Genomic DNA, 17529 nt, shown 5'->3' on the forward strand with positions numbered 1-17529 from the left:
CCCGACCGTCTCTCCGTCCACGTCCACCGTCCTGACCCCCATACGCCGACGCTCTACCACCCAAGATACAACACGCCATGTCAAATCTTGTCAACCGTTGAGTCAAGTCGGTCGCCGCAGACGGCCCACCCTCACGACGGGAAGGGGGCCGACCGCGACTGGGCGTTTCGTCCCTGGTTTCGGGGGGTCAGGTTCCGCGCCAGGTGGGGGTGGATTCACCGATGAGTCGACGGGTCATGAGGCCGATCATTGCGACGTTGATCATGGCTTCGGAGCGGGCCGGGAGGGTTTCGTAGTCGCGGGCGAGGCGGCGGTGTTGCACGAGCCAGCCGAAGCTCCATTCGACGACCCAGCGGCGGGGTTGGACGACGAACCCCCTGATCACGGGGTCGCGGCGGACGATTTCGACGTCGATTCCCACTGCGGCGCCGTGTTCGACGACGGCGTTCTTGTAGCCCATGTCGGCTCAGGCCTTGCTGATGGTCGGGTACTCGGCGGCGACCATGGTGAGCAGTTGTCGGCCGGCGGCGCAAGGCTTCGGCATAGTCGCGTAATGTCCGGTTTGTGATCACGTGAGGCCGAGGAGGGCGAGCGGCCGGGTGACGTCTCTGGCGTTGCGGCGGAGGGCGGCAGCGATGTTGGTGACTCCGGCGAGCTTCAGGGCGCCGATGGCGAGGTTTCGCCAGGTCGCCATCGCACGCGGTGCGTTGCCGGTGCGGAGCTGGGTGGGGGCACCTCCCGGCCGAAGGCTGGGGAGCGTCCTCGGCGAACGTGGTGTCCCTGACGTGATGCAGGGCCTCGATGTGCCAGTGGTCGCGAATCAGCTTCGCGAGCTGGGCCGGGGCGGCCTGGTCGGCGGTCAGGCTGGTGACGGCGTAGACGGTCTTGATGGTGGTCCTGCCGGTCTTGCGGTCGGTGCGGCGGCGCTTGATCTGGATGGACTGGCGGGCGCCGGGGAAGAGCAGGTTGTTCACGGTGGCGACCTTGATGCGGCGGATCTCGAAGCGTCCGTGACCGGTGTCCTTGGTGCGGCCCTGGAGTGGGATGTCCTTCCAGGGAAGGGACTTGAGCTGCTTGCGGAGCTTCTTCGTAGAGTCAGCCGCGCGGCGCGGTGCCCTCGGTGGGGTCGTCTCCGCGCGGCTGCTCCCCGAACCGGACGTGCGAGTTTCCCCGCATCCGGCTCTCCAGTGGTGCTACTGCGTGGTCGGCTGCTGGTGGATGGTGGCGTGGCAGTGAGCGCAGACGATCAGGGTCTTCCGTCGACTGGCTCGCATGGCCTCCACCCAGGCCGGGGCGGCCGTGGAGCTGTATCGGTTGAGGTCGGCGACTCGTTTGACGTGGTGGACGGTGATCCCGTCTCGGGAGTCGCACAGTTCGCAGATCTGGGCGGTGAGCCGGGCGATGAGCTGGCGTCCGCGCCGGGTCGGCCAAGCCCCGTCGATCAGACGGGCATGTTTGCGCCGACGCAGCGGGATGCCTCCAAACCTGGCGGTGAACACCTTGCCCGACGGGGTGCGCTGGACTGCCTCGAAGCACCGTCGTTTCCCGTGCGGGGTGCTGACAGTGGTTCGGTGACGGTCCCGCATCACCCACGGCGGGCGGCGGTGCTTCGCGGCCAGGGTGGAGAGCATCGACCGTTCCATCACGAAGCGGAGCTTGTTGAGCCGGTTGATGTTCCCTGCCAACTGGAAGTACTGGACATAACCTCGATACTCCGCGCCGAAGGCGGCGACGATGTTGTAGTCGCTGGTGCGGATCAGGTCGTTGCGGATCAGGGGTTTGCCCTGTCCGCGCAGATAGGTCCGGCATCTGGTGTCGACGGACTCCGGCGGGACGCCCAGGGCGATGGAGCCGTTGAGCGAGCGGCCGCCGCTGGTGTGCCAGCTGTCAGCCTGCCGGGTCCAGATGTCGTAGCCGAGGAACCGCGCCTTGTGGGTGCGGGCATGGGTGATCAAGGTTTTCTCGGTGGAGAGTTGGAGTTTCAGCTCCTCGCGCAGGAACGCGGAGAGCCGGTCCTTGATCTGTTCGGCTTCGGCCTTGGTGCCGACGAACCCCAGAAGGTGATCGTCGGCGTAGCGAGGTAGCGCAGCCGCCGGTAGTCGGGGTCGTTCACATCGACGCTGGGGATCGACTGCTGGAGCTTGCGCAGAGCCTTGACCTTGTCGCGGTCGCCCTTGCGTCTCCAGTAGCCGATCTTCGCGGTGATGTTCCCGTACTCCCGGTTCTGCCGGCGGACGCTTCCGCGAGTGAAGGCCGGGACCAGATGCTGTTCCACGAAAGCATCGAGCCGGTCGAGGTAGATGTTGGACAGGATGGGCGAGACGACCCCGCCCTGTGGCGCGCCGGAATGCGTGGCGTGCCACGTCCAGTCCTCCAAGTACCCCGCCCGGAGCATGTCGCCCACCAGTTGCAAGAACCGTCCGTCATGGATGTGTTCAGCCAGGATCGCGATCATGACCTCGTGGTCGAGGCTGCCGAAGCAGTCGGCGATGTCGGCCTCGATGAACCAGGTCGTGCCTGTCCATGTCGAAGCGATCTCGTCGAGTGCGGTATGGCAGCCCCGTCCGGGACGGAAACCGTGCGACCTGGCGGAGAACTGCGGCTCTTAGTAAGCCTCCAAGAGCAGGCGCACCACCTCGCCGACCAGCTTGTCCCGCCAGGACGGCAGCCCCAGGGGCCGCCGGGTTCCGTTCGTCTTGGGGATATAGACCCGGCGGGCTGGCGTGAACCGGTAGCGCTCGGCACGCAGTTGGCCGATGATCTCCCGGATCGCACCCAGACTCATCCCGTCCGGGGTATCCCCGTCGGCCCCGGGTGTCATCGCGCCGTCATTGGCGTAGATGCGCCCGTAGGCCATCAGAAACAGCTGTTCGTTGAACAACTGCCGATACAGCCGTTCCAGGGGCAGGCCGCGCCTGCCCCTGTCCCGCAGGACACCGAGCACCGCGTCAGCGCTCTGCATTTCGCATACCTCCGCAGTCGTTCGGTGTCCGCATCACCTGTGCCCCTTCGCCCTGTGAACGGCTTTCCCGTTCTCCTTGGCCGGTCGTCACTCCGGCGACTACTACGAGCACTCCGTCACCGCCAGCCGTACTGGGACGGTGATCCCACGTTCGTCTCTGACACACGTTCAGCACGGCCCAGGCGCCCCACTCATCTCCTTGAATGCCCTCACTGGGCATCGCTCCCGCCGCGAAGGGTGGTCAGGGCGAACCAGCACGCCCCGGCCACGGCGGGCACCGGTTTCAGGTGCCGTTCCGGTCGCAGTAAATTGCTGCCGCTGGAGATTGGGGTTCAAGCAATCAAGCCTTCGCCATACCGCGCGGGTCCCCCGACGCACCGTCCCAGGCACCTGGGCCCGGCCGCCGGTTTCCTGGCATGCTCTGGTCCCCTTCGCCTTTCGGCTCCAGGTAAGCCATCGGACCCAGCAGACCTCCCTTCGAGTCTGTCCCGCCTGCGGCGGGGATGTGTCAGAGCGCCTCGTGGCGCACTGGTTGCCCTTGACGATCACGATGCAGTGCGCCTTCCGGCCGAGGAGGTACTCGGCGTGCTCGCGCCGGGTGTGCATCGCGTCACTGGTGACGACCGTCCCGGCGAGGCCTGCGACGGTGTCGAGCAGGGGTTGGAAGCAGGTGATCTCGTTGGTCTTCTCGCCGACGTCCAGCTGGGCCGGCACCAGGCCGGTGGTGTGCTCCATGGCTGCCAGGAGGTGGATCCTGCGGCCCTTCGCCTTGGCGGCTCCGCGCAGGCTCTTGCCGTCCACCGACACTCCGCGCAGGTCATCGGCACCGCTCGGTTGCGGGCGGCGGGCGGCGAGCCAACGGCCGACCGCCTGGTCCAGCGCGTCGCCGTCGATGCGGGCCAGGAGCCGGCGGACCGTCGACTCGGCGGGCACCAGCCGCGTGGGCAGCAGCGGATCGATACGGATGCCGAGGCGCTCCAGAACCTGAGCCGGGGCGTCGGCGATCCACTCGCCGACGGCCAGGAGCGAAGTGGCCCCGGTCAGCACGGCGCACGCGGTCAGCGTGAGTACGACGGCCAGGGCGTGGCGCACTCCGCGTGGGTCACGGGGGTCCGGCACCTCGGCCAGCCGTTCCAGCAGCCCCGGGATCTCCTCGGGTACGACCTCGAGGCGCTCTCGGAGCTGGTCAAGGGCAGGCTGGATCGGCAATGATGCGTCGGCAGGCAAGGTCTTCCACTTGGATCACGGGGCGTCGAGAACTCCATGATCTTGGAAGCCGTGCCTGTCCCGTTCCCGGGACTGCCCACCCGACAGATCGTCACAAGCCGGACGCCATACGACTACGCCGAAGCCTTGCCCACAAACCCCGGAAACGCGCTGCAGGTGAAGAGCTGCGTAGTCAGCGACAGCCATACTCCGAGGCGCGGATCTCCCCGTCCAATCGCCGCGGCGGCCGAGACGCACTCAGCGGCGGAGGACCTGCACCTGGCCGCCGAGGAGAACCCGGCCGTCACCGACATGCTGGCCGCCGTCCCGGCCGGGACCGGGCCGCCTGCCGGGGCGGTCTCCGGCCCGGACCGTCAGAGATACCGCCTCAGCCAATCGGGCATGCTCGGATCATCAAGTCCCCAGGACTCCACGGCCGATTCGTCCTTCAGCCAGGTGTTCTCATCGCCGTCGAAGAACTTCTGCCGGTGGCACTTGTACTTGACGACGGTGTCGCCTTCGAGCCCGTACTCGTTCCAGTAGTAGTTCTGCCTCCCGTGGCCTTTCCACTCCTGGGTCTCGTAGATCATCGCCATAGAGCCGGAGTGTAGCCGGGACGGCGTTGCGCCTTGGCCGCAGAGCTGGCCGCCGAGGCGGCCGCGAAGGCGGAACGGGCGGCGGGGGGCGTCAGTCATCGCAGGTACGGGCGCTGGGGTGGCGGGAAGTGGGTCGGGTCGGGCCGCTCGGCGGCCAGTAAGCCGCGGGGCGGCCAGGCCAGGGCCATGTCTCGTCCAGGAGGACGTCGGACAGGTTCCCGTTCCAGGCGTCGTCGAGGGCCGGGGCCGGTGGGTGAGCAGCTCGGCCAGGACCAGACTCTCGAGCTGGCGCACCAGGACGTAGCGGGGCCAGGCGTCCCGCCCGGGTCGGCGTTGTGAGCGAAGCCGAGCCTGAAGCCGGCGCACAGCTCGCGCAGTTCGCGCTCCCTGGCGCAGGTGAACGCGGTGAGGGTGGTGGGGTAGTCAGGGCCGTCGAGGAGCCGCTGGATCACGTCGAAGACCGCGACGGTGTATGCCCACGTCCGGCTCCGCCTCCAGCGCGACGCCATCGACCTCCTCGGCAAGGCCCTCCGCCACCCCGCAGACGCCACGGCCGAGCCCAACGACGGCGACGATCCGCCACTTTGTGCAGCACCCGTCCGCTGACGTTGCCGTCAACCGCTGCCGTCAAAACGCCCGGGGGCCCTACTGCGAACTCTCACAGTAGGGCCCCGGCGTAATTCAGCCACGCAACCACTCAGTCAGCGTTTCGACGGCAAGGCCAACCTCGTCCACCCGTTCCCTCGCGGTGTCGGATTCAAGCAGAAATGGTGGCTCGCCGTTTGACGAAGAATCCAGCTGAACTTCCATGCCATTCTCACGGGAAATGAACCAGACATTATCGTCATCACCGGAGCGAGTAACCGAGAGTCGCTCGATTCGAAGGCCGAGAAAAGCCTCCCTAAGAGCGGTAAATATCTCGTCTACCGGCCCACCGGTAATATCAGCTGGCCCCCACGACACGGTCTTGGCCACCGAAACAACTTCCTCTCGACTGGTAAACCTTCTGGTCAACACCGCGGCCCTCCGAGTGCATCAGGGGCCAACCGGCCGGCCTTCGGCACAGGATTTGACTCAATGGCGCCGAACGGATCTCCACTTCCAAGTGTGACGTTCACATGGTTGTAGTTGAGCGGAGAACCCTCGCCAGCAATCGGCTCGGGCGCATACTTCACAGTGCCGCCAGCCGCACGAATTGCGCCAGCCGTCGTTGCGCGAAGGCTGCCATGCGGGACACCGGCACCGGCTTCAGCAAGTGTTGTGCCCATTGATCCAGAGAATTCGACATCAGCGCCCGGCATCGGACTCTGTCCTCCGCGAATAACGATGTAGTCGTCTGGCACCTGCCAGCCATTGTCATTGTGCACCAGGACCGGCGTGGCACCAGCGAGTACATAGTACGTGTGGAGGTCGCGGACGGTCAGGTTGAAAGCGGCCTGCAGCCCTGTCCAGTGATTGACCTTGGTGACGGTTACCGGTGACCCACCGTTCGTACGGAGCGAGTCACCAGGAGCAAGGCCTGCCGCGTCAAGCCACTGATGGTGGTTTTCTGACCAGAACGGGTGGTGGTCGGTTGCTGTCAGGGAACTTGTCGCGCCGTCGGCGGTCCGGATGGTGAGGGTGGTGAACTGGCGGTCGTCCGGGGTCAGGATCGTGGCATCGATCTTGTGAGGGCCGGTTTCTCCGGTCTCGGGGTCGGTGGCGAGGATTTCTTCGCCGATCTCAAGTTCGTCGATCGGAACTGCGGTGCCGTCCGCCTTGAGAACCATGGTTCCTGCAGGGAAACTATTACTCTTGCATGAACCCTTCAGGTATGGCTCCATAGCCCTGGGAAGTTTGCCCGCGCCATGGGTGCTTTGGCCCATGAACCGCTTGAAGGCCGCCAGGTCTCCGATGGGGCTGTTCACGCCACCGCCTGGCCCTTCGACCCCCACCGTCATTGCGATGACTCCGAGCGCAGCACCAAAAAGCTGGCCTATGATTGCTTTTTCGTCATCCGAACATACGCCCTTGTAGCTCAGGCAGATATCACGAGCAAGCCAGAACTGGGCGCTAACGGGTGGGTCGGGACTGTATTTGTCGACGATCCTGTGGCGGTTCGCGTAGTAGAGCTCGAGGAACCTGTTCGGATTGGAGAAGGTGATCGGGATGTAGAGGTCGTCGTCGACCTGGATCTGGCCGTTCGTTCCGTTTCCGGTGTCGGGTTTGTCCGCGTCCGACGGAGTTCCTGTGCTTCCGCCGGGACTCCCCGGGTTCTGGCCGTAACCGTCGCACCTGTCACGCGGGCAGAGGCCGCTCGGGTCGCTCAGTGTGACGGGGCTGTTGTTGCTGTAGGTGTATCCGGCGAGGGACTGGGGATCGGTACCGACCAGGACCGGGTCGACGGAGATGAAGCGGCCGGTGGTGGGGTCGTAGTCGCGGGCTCCAAGATGGGTGAGACCCGTGGGTTCGGTGGTTCCGCCGAGGAAGCCACGGGTACCGGCCCAACCGGTGGGTGCGGTGCCGCGGGTGGCACCGAAGGGGGCGGTGCGACGTTGGTCGACGTTGCCGGTGGTGGCGTTGATGTTGAGTTCGGCGGTGCCGTGGTGGTCTGCGGCCTGGAAGGTGAGGGTGTTGTCGTCGGTACGGACGGCTGTGGCCGTGCCGAGGGGATAGTAGCGGGTCGCGGCCAGTTTGGCCATGCCCTTGGTGAGTTTGAGTTCGGTGCCGCCGAGGTAGAGGGTCCAGTTTTCGGCTGCGGGGGTGGCGGTGTCGAGGTTGTGGGCGAGGAGCCGGTTGCCGTCGGCGTCGTAGAGGTAGTCGGTGGTCTTGCTGGTCGTGGTGGCACTGCCGCTGGTGATCTTGACGGTGTCGGTGACCTTGACGAGATGGTTCTCGGTGTCCCAGGTGAGTTGCTGGTCGCTGGTCCGGTCGGTGGCGGGTTTGAGGTGGCGCTCGGTGGTGTTGCCCGCGGTGTCGTAGAGGTAGGTCTCGTCGACGGGGCTGCCGAGGGCGCCGGTGGTGGTGGAGGTCTGGCCCAGGCTGTGGGGCCGGGGGTAGGTGTAGGTGGTGGCGGCGTCCTGGGCGGTGTTGCCGGCAGGGTTGTGCCGGGTTTCGCCGGCGCGGGTGCCGTCGGTGTTGTACGTCCAACTGGTCCAGTACGCGGCCGGACCACCGAGAGCTGCGCCGTCCGGGCTGGCCGGGCAGGTGGTGGCGGTGGGGGTGTACGCATCGGTGAGGCGGGCGAGGTGGTCGTACCGGTAGCACTGCCGGTCGGTGCCGGAGGCTGAGGTGTCGGTGAGTGAGGTGACGTTGCCGGCAGGGTCGTAGGTGTAGTCGGCCCGGCGGAGAACGGTCGTGCCGTTGGTGTCGGTGGTGGAGGTCTTCAGCCGCTGGGTACCGGCCTCGTAGGCGTGGGTGACATGAAACACCTTGCCCGCGGTGCCGTTGGACAGCGTCGACTGCAGCGGCCTGCCCACCTGGTCGTAGGTCTGGCCGGTGAGGTAGGTGCTCAGGCCGGAGATCTTGGTCGGCCGGTGGAGCGTGTCGTAGGTGAAGACGAGGTTCTCTGTGGCGAGGTTGCCGGCGGCCGGGTAGGAGGCGGTATTGGTGGTGCCGTCCGGGTTGTAGGTGGTGTTGATGTCGTAGGTACCGGCGAGGTTCTGCTGCCCGTTGGGAACGGACGGAATGGTGTAGCTGGTCTTGCGGGGTCGGTACAGGGGGTCGAAAACGGAGTAGGCAGTCTTGTACTCGTACGTGGTGCCGGCGATGGTGGCGAAGCGGCTGCTGGAGGCAAGCTGGCCCTTGAAGCCGGTCGGGTCCCAGGCGCGGGAGGTCAGCAGCGGACCGGTGGCGGAACCGTCTCGGGTCTCCAGCACGCGGCCGATGTTGTCGTACACGGTGGCCACGGTCTTGCCGCGGCTATCGGTGGTCGAGGTGACTTCATTCCGGGTGTTGTAGGTCTTGGTAGTGGTGCCGGTGTCGGGGTCGACGGCATTGGTCTGCCGGCCGAGCTGGTCGTAGGTCCAGCTCCACTGCGAGCCACCGGGCCCGGTCAGGCCGGTCATGTGGCCGGCCGGGTCGTAGCTGTAGCTGGTGGTGTCGTAGGCGGTACCGGGCCCGGGCGGTGAAGCCTTGTACTGCCTCAGTTCCGTGACCTGCCCGGCGGCGTCGGTGATCGTGGTGGTCGGTGTCGCACCGGTGGGCGGGGTGACGGTGACCCGGTCACCACCGTATTCGGTCACTGTCGTCGCCAGCGGCGTGCCCACACCGTTGCCTGCAAGGACGGTGGACTTGGTGACGCGTCCCAGGCCGTCGTACTCGTTTCGGGTCTGGGTGTCGAGGTTGGTGGCCTCCTCCACATTGGCAAGGGTCTTCGAAGGGGCGCCGGTGGCGTAGTAGAGGGCATAGGCCAGGACGGCCTGGCCCCGCTCGTCGTAGAACGTGTCGGTGATCCGACGCCCGCCGCTGTCACCTGGGGCCTGGGTCTGACGGGCGCGGCCGAAGCCGTCGTAGATGGTCCAGGAGGTCTCCTGCGATTTGTCTCTCGCGAGCGTCTTCGTGGAGACAGCGGTGATCTGCTGGTCGGCCAGGTTGTAGGCGTATTCGTAGTTCGGGGTGCTGGAAGTGGGTTGCTGGTCGGGCAGCCACACCTTCAGCACGCGGCCGAGTGCGTCGTAGGCGGTGTCGGTCCTCTTCGTGTTGGCGTCGATCACCGTCACCTTCTGGCCGCGCAGCAGGTCGAAGGTGCTGGTGGTGACCTGGGTGGTGGTGCTGTCCCCAACCTTGGTGGGGGGTGATGTGACCGTGGCCTGGGTGGGACGCCCGGTGGCGGGGGTGTAGACGGTGCTGTCCGACCGCGCCTCGGGCAGTGGGGTGGTGCTGCTGGCCTCGGTGGCCAGGGTGTAGACGGTGCGGCTCGCCAGTTCCGTGGTGCTCAGGATGCGGCCGTAGAGGTTGTCGTAGGTGTTGAGCGTGTCGAGATAGGTCGCGGTGGTGGCAGTGCGTCCCGTGAGGGTTTCGACCATTGTCGGGTCGCCCTTGGTGGGGGCGGTGCCGTAGGGCTGGCCGTCGAAGCGGACACGAACGTCGGACAGGACGACCGAGGTACCGTCGAGGCGCGTCGCACGGTCGACAGTCGCGGCGCAGTTGGCGGCGACGGTCTCGGTACGAATCGTGCCGGTGAGGATCCAGGCCGTGGTGTTGTCGGTGTAGGTGGTGCGGGTGCACTTGTCGTCACCGGCGACGTTGGCATCGGCGTTACCGAGGTCCTCCGCCTGTGTGGTACGGCCGTAGTCGTCGAACGTGATGTTGGTCCGGGTCTCCCGCCAAGCCGTCCCGGCACCGTTGTCGAGCGAGGTGAACGTCCGGGATGCCGAAGTACCTGTCAGGTTGGCTGTGGTGGTGCCCCAGTCCCGGGTTCGGGTCGCCGTGGTCTTCTTCCACGGAGTGCTGACCGTCTTGGACAGGATTTTCCCGGCGGGCTTGTCGTACTGCTCGGTGCGGTACTCGAACCCGGCCCACGCCTCATAATCCGTGAGCGTGGTGCCTTCGCCGTCGGGGACGGTGACGGTGCGCTTCTGTGTCTTGTCGGCGGGGTCGGTTCGGTCGTCGTGCATGCCGCGCAGGAAGTAGTGCTCGGCCTGCGTCGACATGCCCGAGGTGCCGCCGGTCTCGACGCGGACGCGGGCGTAGCCGCGCCACTGGGACCAGGTCTTGAGTTTCTCCTTGGTGATGCCGTCGAGGTCGTCGAAGTGCCAGGCCGGGTCGCCGAGGTAGGTGTAGTGGGTGACGGCGTCGGGGGCGTGGCCGGTGTTGTCGGTGCCGGTCACGGATTCGACGACGTACTTGTTGAACCATTCGGTGGTCACGGGTACGTCGTTGTCGGGCTGGTACTGCTGGGGGAAGCAGCGGGTGGTGTTGGTCTGCGGGGTGGGCAGGGCGTCGGGGTCGCAGGCTGCGGTGGAGTAGTTGACGTCGATCTGACCGCCGAGCTGGTCGTGGACGGTTCCCAGACGTTGTTTGATGAACGGCAGCCGTCCGTCGCCGGTACGGTCCATCCGGTTGACCATCTGCTTGTATTCAAGCGTGGTCTTCGGGAGCGCGATGGTGGAGGTAGTGGCGGTACCGGTGTGCTGAATGGATTTCAGCAACAGCTGGAAGTCGTAGCCGGCGGTGCCCCACTCGTGGACCAGGTCCCAGGTGTCCAGGCCCTTGTAGGTGCCGTCGCCCTGCAGGGTGGAGGCGATGACCTGGGTGAGCCGGGTGCGGGTGAAGAAGGATGGGCTGAGGACGGTGTTGCAGTCGGTGTTGTCCTTGCAGTTCTGGTCCCAGGGGGTGTCGTACCAGTACTGCCGGTTGGTGTCGATGTTCGCCGCATCGCACAGGGAAGCGGTGGTCTCCAGGCAGCGCTCGGCGGTCTTGAACTCGACCTTGGCCATCGGCTTGACGGTGGTCGAGTAGAGGTCGCTCTGGCGCTGGCCGTACTCGATGTGCTCCAGGTGACCGCCCCGGATGTAGGGGGTACGGTCCGAAGCCTTCAGGTTGCGGCCGTAGTTGTTCGTCTCCGGGGTGTACCAGTAGGTGATGTCGTTGCCGTGCGCGTCCACGACCAGGTCGAGGTTCCAGCGCCAGCCCTGCTGGCACCACGACGAGCCGAACCCGCTGCTGCTGTAGCAGGGTTCGCCGCTGTTGTTGCCATAGACCGGGACGGTGTAGACGGACTTGGTCTCCGCCTTGCCCGAGGTCCAGTTCGGCAGCCGGTTGTAGCCGAAGAAGTAACTGGCGCCGTCGGAGGTGGTGGCCCTGAAGTATTCGCCGTCGTTGTCGCCGTTGCCGCGCGAGCTGTCGCGGACCCGCACAACCTTGGTGTTGTCGTCACCCTTGATCCGCCACTCGTTCGCGGACACCGGGATCAGTTCACCCGAGCGTCCGGCGAAGGAGATGGTGGCGTTGTCGGTGGCCCAGCACTGGTCGCCGGGGTCGGCGCCGTTGGTCTTGGGTGCGCCGTCGTCGGCGCACGCCTTGTAGGTGCGCTCCACGGAACCGATGTCCAGGGTGAAGCCGTCGCCGGCCCAGGACGCCTGGTTGTTGCTGTTGGAGGTGCGGCCGTCGACGCTGCCGGAGTCGTACGCGAGCCCGACCTGTGGGGTGAGGCCGCCGGGCATCGCGGTGAGCGGCATGCCGTAGGACCAGGTGAAGGAGCCGCTGTTGAGCGATGTCGACCACGTGGATGCGGCCGCCAGCGGGGTCGCCTTGTAGTCGCCGGTCGGTCCTGCGTTGGCTGCGGCGGCCGCCAGCACCGTCGGTCCGCCGGGTGCGGACTGTACGCGCAGCTGTCCGGCCGGGGCTTGTGGCGCGGTCAGGGGGACGGCGTCGGCGGTGACACTCTGGTGTTCGGTGTCGTTTCCACCCTTGAGCGGGGTCTGCACCCGGCACTCAGGCTTCTGCGGGGTCGTGAGGACGCAGGCCGGGAGCTGGACCAGGTGCAGCCGGGCACCGAAGCCGGCACCCGAGGCCTGGGCGAAGCCGGAGTAGTCAACGGCGACCCGGGCCTTCGTACCGGCGGGGCTCGTGGGGGCGGTGACGGTCAGCAGGAGGCCGGTGATGCCGGCCTTGCGTGCCGCGTCCTGGTCGAGGACCTGGATGTCGGCGGACGGTGCGGTGTCGCCGGCCGTGGTGGTGAGGGTGACGGGGAGGTCGCCGGCCTTGACGGGCCTGCCTGCCGGTGCGGTGACCTTCGCGGTTGCGGCCTCGGGCCAGACCGTGTGCTTCGCTTCCGGCTTGCTGACGGTGGTGTCGGGTTTGCGGGGCTTGACCTTGGCGTCGCTGACCTTGACCGGCTTGCCCGGTGAGGGCGGGGCGAGTTTCGCGGGGCCGGCCGCGGACGCCGCCGCGGCCATCGGGAGCGTAGGCAGCAAGGACCCGACCAGCACGGCAGCCACCACGGCAGCCGTCCTGGGCCGGGACCGCCGCCGGGCGACCCTGTTCGTATTCATGGACATGATTCCTCGGGTAGGCGCCCCAGTAGTGGGGCGCTGTCGGCTGGGCGGCCGCTGCAGGGCGGGCCGGGCAGCATTTGCTGCCCGGCCCGCCGGGGCTGCGCACTCGGAGTGTGCGGCGCCCGGTTCCGGTCAGAACGGCAGCGACAGGTTGCTTACCTGCTGATCGGTCAGGACACCTTGGTAAATCTGGACGTCGGAGAGCTCCCCCGAGAAGTACTCGCCCCAGGCACTGGGCGCGCCGGTGCGGCCGAGTTGCAGGCCGCCGGTCGCATCGAACGGGCGGGACGCAGAAAGGGAGTAGCTTGACCCGATGCAGGTCAGATCGCCGGATTCGCAGCCCGACCGGTCCGACTCGCCGTTGACGTACAGGGCCAGACTGCCGGCGAGGCCGTCATAGACCACCGCCAGGTGCGACCATGGCTTCCACGTGGTGCTTGTGGCGTGCGAGATGGTCGTTTGGTAGCCCCCCGCTGTGTCGGAAGACCGGACAGCGGCCTGCCACTCACCCACTTGTTGTCCCGAACTGTTGACCCCGACGTAGTGCCAGCGCAGCGTCACCGAGGCGCCGCTGGTGCCGGCGACGGACAGGACCGTCATGTCCCGCAGAGGAACACCTGCGGTGGCCGCCCACGCGGACAGGCTGAAACTTCTGTCGGTGTGCAGCAGGGTCGGGGTGTTCTCCGCATACGCGTTGGTACCGCTGAGTCGTAGGGTTCCGCCTCCTGCATAGGGCAGGACACTGCCGTCGGGGTTGATGTCGGCACCGCCACCGAGGACCACCGCGGAGCCGCCGGTGATCTCGTTCGACGAGCCGAGCGGGTTTCCGGTGGCAGTGTTCAGCTTCCATCGGCCCAGCAGTTGCGAGGTGCTGTTGACGAGGTCGCCGATCTCCGGTGCGGTGATGATGCGGTCCCACACCTTCACGTCGTCGATGTCGCCGCCGAAGAACTCGGCGTTGGCTCCCTCCAGGGAGACCGCGCCGAGCTGCAGCGGTCCCGGCTGGGCCCACGGGGTGGTCTGGGTGTAGTCGGACTCACCGACGAGGTAGCCGTTGACGTACAGGCGGATCTTCTTCGCGGTGGCGTCCGAGACACCCACCAGGTGCGTCCACTCACCGTCGGTCGCACCGAAGCACGGAGTGCTGCCGATCGGTCCGGTGCAGGCCGGCTGGAGGGCCGTGACCAGGGATGCGCCTGCGCCGTCCTGGGTGTACCGGCCGAACACCCACTTCTTGGTGTAGGGCGCGTAGTACAGGACCAGTTCGCTCCTGTGGGCGCCCGTCTGGTTGAGAATCATCCGGGTCGTGACATCACCAGCGGCGATCTTCGGCAGGCGTACCCAGGCCGCCACGGAGAAGCTCCGTGTGCCGTCGGCTGCCGGACGGGTGGTGCGGGCGTAGTCGTCCGTCCCGTCGAAGTGCACGGCCTGGCCGGTGCGGCCGGCAGCTCCTGCGGCGGCGCCGTTGCTGAGGGTGACGGCGTCGCTCTCCGGGGTGCCGGTGACCATGGTGGCACCGGTCGGCTCGTCCAGGTGCCACACGCTCCTGGCGGGAAGGCCGGTGGTCAGGGGCTGGTCGGCGGCGACCTGGGTGATCTCGGCCTGGGTGAGAGCGCGGTCCCAGGTGCGGACCTCGTCCAGGGAGCCCTTCCACGGGTCGACGTAGCCGCCCATGTAGCGCACCCGGCCCAGCTCCAGCGCGCCGGAGGCGGCGAAGGAGGATGGGGCGTAGACCTGGCCGGTCAGGACGCCGTCGACGTACAGGTAGACCCTGTTGCCGGGCTTGTCGTAGACGCCGGTCAGGTGGGTCCACCGGTTGGGGACGACCGGGGCGGTGCCCTGCGCGGACTGCCAGGCGAAACCGTTCGCCACGTCCTGGGTGAAGGTGGTGAACGACCAGACGCCGTCGCGCTCACCCAGGTCGAAGAACGCGGTGTTCTGACCCGCCTGGCTCACCGCGCTGCGCACCCGGTCGGCGTCGGCGATGTTCGCCCAGACCGAGACGGTGAAGCTCTTGGAGGTGTCCAGGTGCCCGGGGGCTCCGGAGGCGTAGGCGTTGGTGGTGCCGTCGAAGGCCATCGCGGTGCCGGTGTGGCCCGGCGCCTGGAGGGTGGCCCCCGTGCTGAGCTGCAAGCCCGTGCCGGCGGCCGTGCCGGCCAGCGTGGTGCTTCCGGTGGTCTCGTCCATGGCCCAGCCGCCCCGCTGACCCCGGCCGTTCGCGACGTTGAAGTAGTACGTCTCCGCCTCGGACGAGACTCCCGATCCGGTGATCGACCGGACGGAGAGCATGTGCGGGCCGGGCTTGTCCACCAGGACGTTGATCGTCTGCGGGGCGCCGGAGGTCGTGGCCACCTCGTGCAGCGCGGACGCGGCCGCATCGAGGCCCCACTGGTACTTCACGACGTTGCTCTCCACCGCGTCGATCGTGAAGGTGCCGTAGCGGCCCACCCCGTCGGTCGGCGGGGCAGTGCCCGCGGACGGGCTGATCGGGTAGACGGCCGAGATGACACCAGGCCCGAACGGGATCGAGGCATCGACCCGCACGTAGCACGCGGTCGGGGTGCCGTCGGAGCTCCACTGGCCCCAGCTCGCGCCGTCCCAGGCCCGCACCTCCCAGGTGAAGTCCCGGTCGGTCGGGATCACGCCGTCGGGCAGTGTCAGGTTGAAGGCCGAACCCGAGGCCTTGAACGTGCCCGACGCCGGGGTGGTCGACTCGGTGGCGCCGGTGTTGAACCACTTGCGCTTCCATCCGGTGCCGTCGTCCCAGCCGATGGCGAACTGCGCACCGATCGCCTCACCGTCCGGATCCTTGAGGACCGCGGTGAGCTGCGGCAGTTTCTGCACCTGCACCGCCGTCGCCGAGCAGGACGAGCCCGGCTGCATGGTCAGGTCGGCGATGGCGGGCTGACGGGGCGGCAGGTTGTAGTACACCTGCAGGTAGGCACCGTCGGTGAAGCGCTTCCACGCGTACAGGTCCGTCTCGTCGGCCGCCTTCAGGCCGAAAGTGGTCGTCTGCCAGCCCCAGTTCGCCGCGTCCTGCGCCAAGGTGCGCACCGCGTCCGAGGTGCTGCCGCCGAACTCGACCCATGCGCCGTTCGCGCAGGAGTTGTCCCAGCCGTGCGCGGCGTCCACCGTCTGCAGCTTGCGGCTCCAGAACCCGGCCGCGTTCTGCGAGTTCCACGTCGTGTTCTTCGAGATGTAGCCGGTCGACCACAGCTCGACCGGTTTGGCCGTGCACGAGTAGGAGTGGCTCTCCCACGCGCCGAACGTCGCCGACAGGATCTGCTTCCCGACGAACTGCGCGGTCGGGATCTGGAAGAACACCCGCTTCACGTCCTTGGGCGCGCAGCGGTTGGTGTCGCCGCAGTAGCCGACGCCGAAGTCGTACTCCGGGGTGGAGTTGTACGAGTAGTGCCAGTACGGCTGCGTCGGGTAGTACTTCGACACACCCGCCCAGTCACCCGCATGCGGGGTGCTCCACGACGGGTCGATCATCACCGGGAACACCGTGGCCGGATCGTCCAGCATCCCCTGGTCCGGGGTGAGGACCAGTTTGTCCTGCGCGGCGGGGAAGTCCACCGCCACCCGCGCCACCCGCGCACCGGGCTTCGGCTCCACGCCCTCGGCAGCAGGCGCAGCAACGGGAGCGGAGGAAGTCGGCGTGCTCGCGGCGGACCGGTTTGCCGCCTTTGCGCTGTCAGTGGCCGTCGGTGTGGCTGCTGCCTTCGTGCCGTCGGCAGCGGTCGACGGCGCAGCCGACGTGGACGTCTCCGTAGGCCCGGTGGTGGTGGAGTCCCACATCACCGGGGCCGGTGCCTGGAAGACCGTGCCACCGGCCCCTGTGTCCACCGCGGACAGCGAGCCGTCGGCAGCCTCCTTGATCCGCAGGCCGTCGCCTTTCATCGCCAGGCGCAGCGTGTCGAGGTCGGGGTTCTTGGCGGCCTGGGCGGTGTGGACGACGAAGATCTGGGTGAAGCCGGTGCGGGTGGCGGTCAGTTTGAGGTCGATGTCGGGCAGGACTGCCCGGTACTCGGCTGTCGCGCCGTCGACGACGGGCTTGGGCAGCGGCTTGGGCCAGGACAGGCTCAGTGTTTTGCCGGCCAGGGTCATGCGCACCAGCGGGGCGGTGCTGCCGCCGCCGGAGAATGCCACGTCGGCCGTGGCGGCCTTCGGGGCGAGGGTGCCGTCCGTGCGTTTGTGCAGCGCCGGGTCGATGTCCACCCACCCGCCTGCGCGGCGCACCCGCTGCGGCTGCGCGTAGACGGTCGACTTCAGCCGGCCGTCCGGCTGCGCGACGACGTCACCCGACTCCGTGCGCAGCGGCGCCACGTCGACCGGTTTTCCGGTCCGCTTGGCCTCCGCGACCGCGGTGCTCTCCGCGGTCCCCGTCGACGGTGCACCCGCCGGCGATGCCTTCGCGCCGCCGGTTCCCGTACTTTCAGCGGCCGCGGCCGGAACGGCGCTCGCCGCTCCGACGCCCGCTATCAGACCGGCGGACAGGCATGCCGCGAGCGCTCTGCGCCCCGCGGTCCACCCCCACCGGCCGTGGTCACCCACAACCCACCCCATGACGAACACTCACTCACTCTCGAAGATTCGACTGCGCAGCATCCACCGCACCGGACCGGCCGCCAACGACGAAATGCCGCCTGACCAGGTGTTTTTGACGGCTGAACAGAGAGACGTGTGTGACCAGAAAGGGACCGACCGGGACCAGCAGACCCGCGCAATGTGCCACACATCACATCCACAAGGAGCCAGGCGCCCCACGCGCAGAAACCACGGC

At 67.5% G+C, this 17529-nt stretch carries 6 protein-coding genes and 2 pseudogenes; all 8 read right to left on the reverse strand.

Going from position 1 to position 17529, the window contains the following annotated elements:
* Window positions 1-187: 187 nt before the first annotated feature.
* Window positions 188-529, reverse strand: a pseudogene (locus tag SNE206_RS26780) (transposase); the annotation flags it as partial.
* 39 nt (window positions 530-568) lie between these two features.
* Window positions 569-694, reverse strand: a complete 126-nt coding sequence (locus SNE206_RS26785) for a hypothetical protein (RefSeq protein ID WP_407916067.1) — start codon at window positions 692-694, stop codon at window positions 569-571.
* Between the two features lie 499 nt (window positions 695-1193).
* Window positions 1194-2962: pseudogene (locus tag SNE206_RS26790) on the reverse strand (reverse transcriptase/maturase family protein).
* A gap of 168 nt (window positions 2963-3130) precedes the next feature.
* On the reverse strand, window positions 3131-4189 hold the full coding sequence (locus tag SNE206_RS26795; protein WP_407916068.1) for an ISAs1 family transposase: 1059 nt from the start codon (window positions 4187-4189) through the stop codon (window positions 3131-3133).
* Window positions 4190-4542: 353 nt separating this feature from the next.
* On the reverse strand, window positions 4543-4764 hold the full coding sequence (locus SNE206_RS26800) for a hypothetical protein (protein ID WP_407916069.1): 222 nt from the start codon (window positions 4762-4764) through the stop codon (window positions 4543-4545).
* Window positions 4765-5445: 681 nt separating this feature from the next.
* A complete protein-coding gene (locus SNE206_RS26805; protein WP_407916070.1) occupies window positions 5446-5739 on the reverse strand; it encodes a hypothetical protein in 294 nt (97 codons plus the stop codon).
* 35 nt (window positions 5740-5774) lie between these two features.
* A complete protein-coding gene (locus SNE206_RS26810) occupies window positions 5775-12740 on the reverse strand; it encodes a polymorphic toxin-type HINT domain-containing protein (protein WP_407916071.1) in 6966 nt (2321 codons plus the stop codon).
* A 135-nt stretch (window positions 12741-12875) separates the two neighbouring features.
* Window positions 12876-17072, reverse strand: a complete 4197-nt coding sequence (locus SNE206_RS26815; RefSeq protein WP_407916072.1) for a LamG domain-containing protein — start codon at window positions 17070-17072, stop codon at window positions 12876-12878.
* Between the last annotated feature and the right edge of the window lie 457 nt (window positions 17073-17529).

The organism is Kitasatospora sp. NE20-6, from assembly GCF_045862635.1.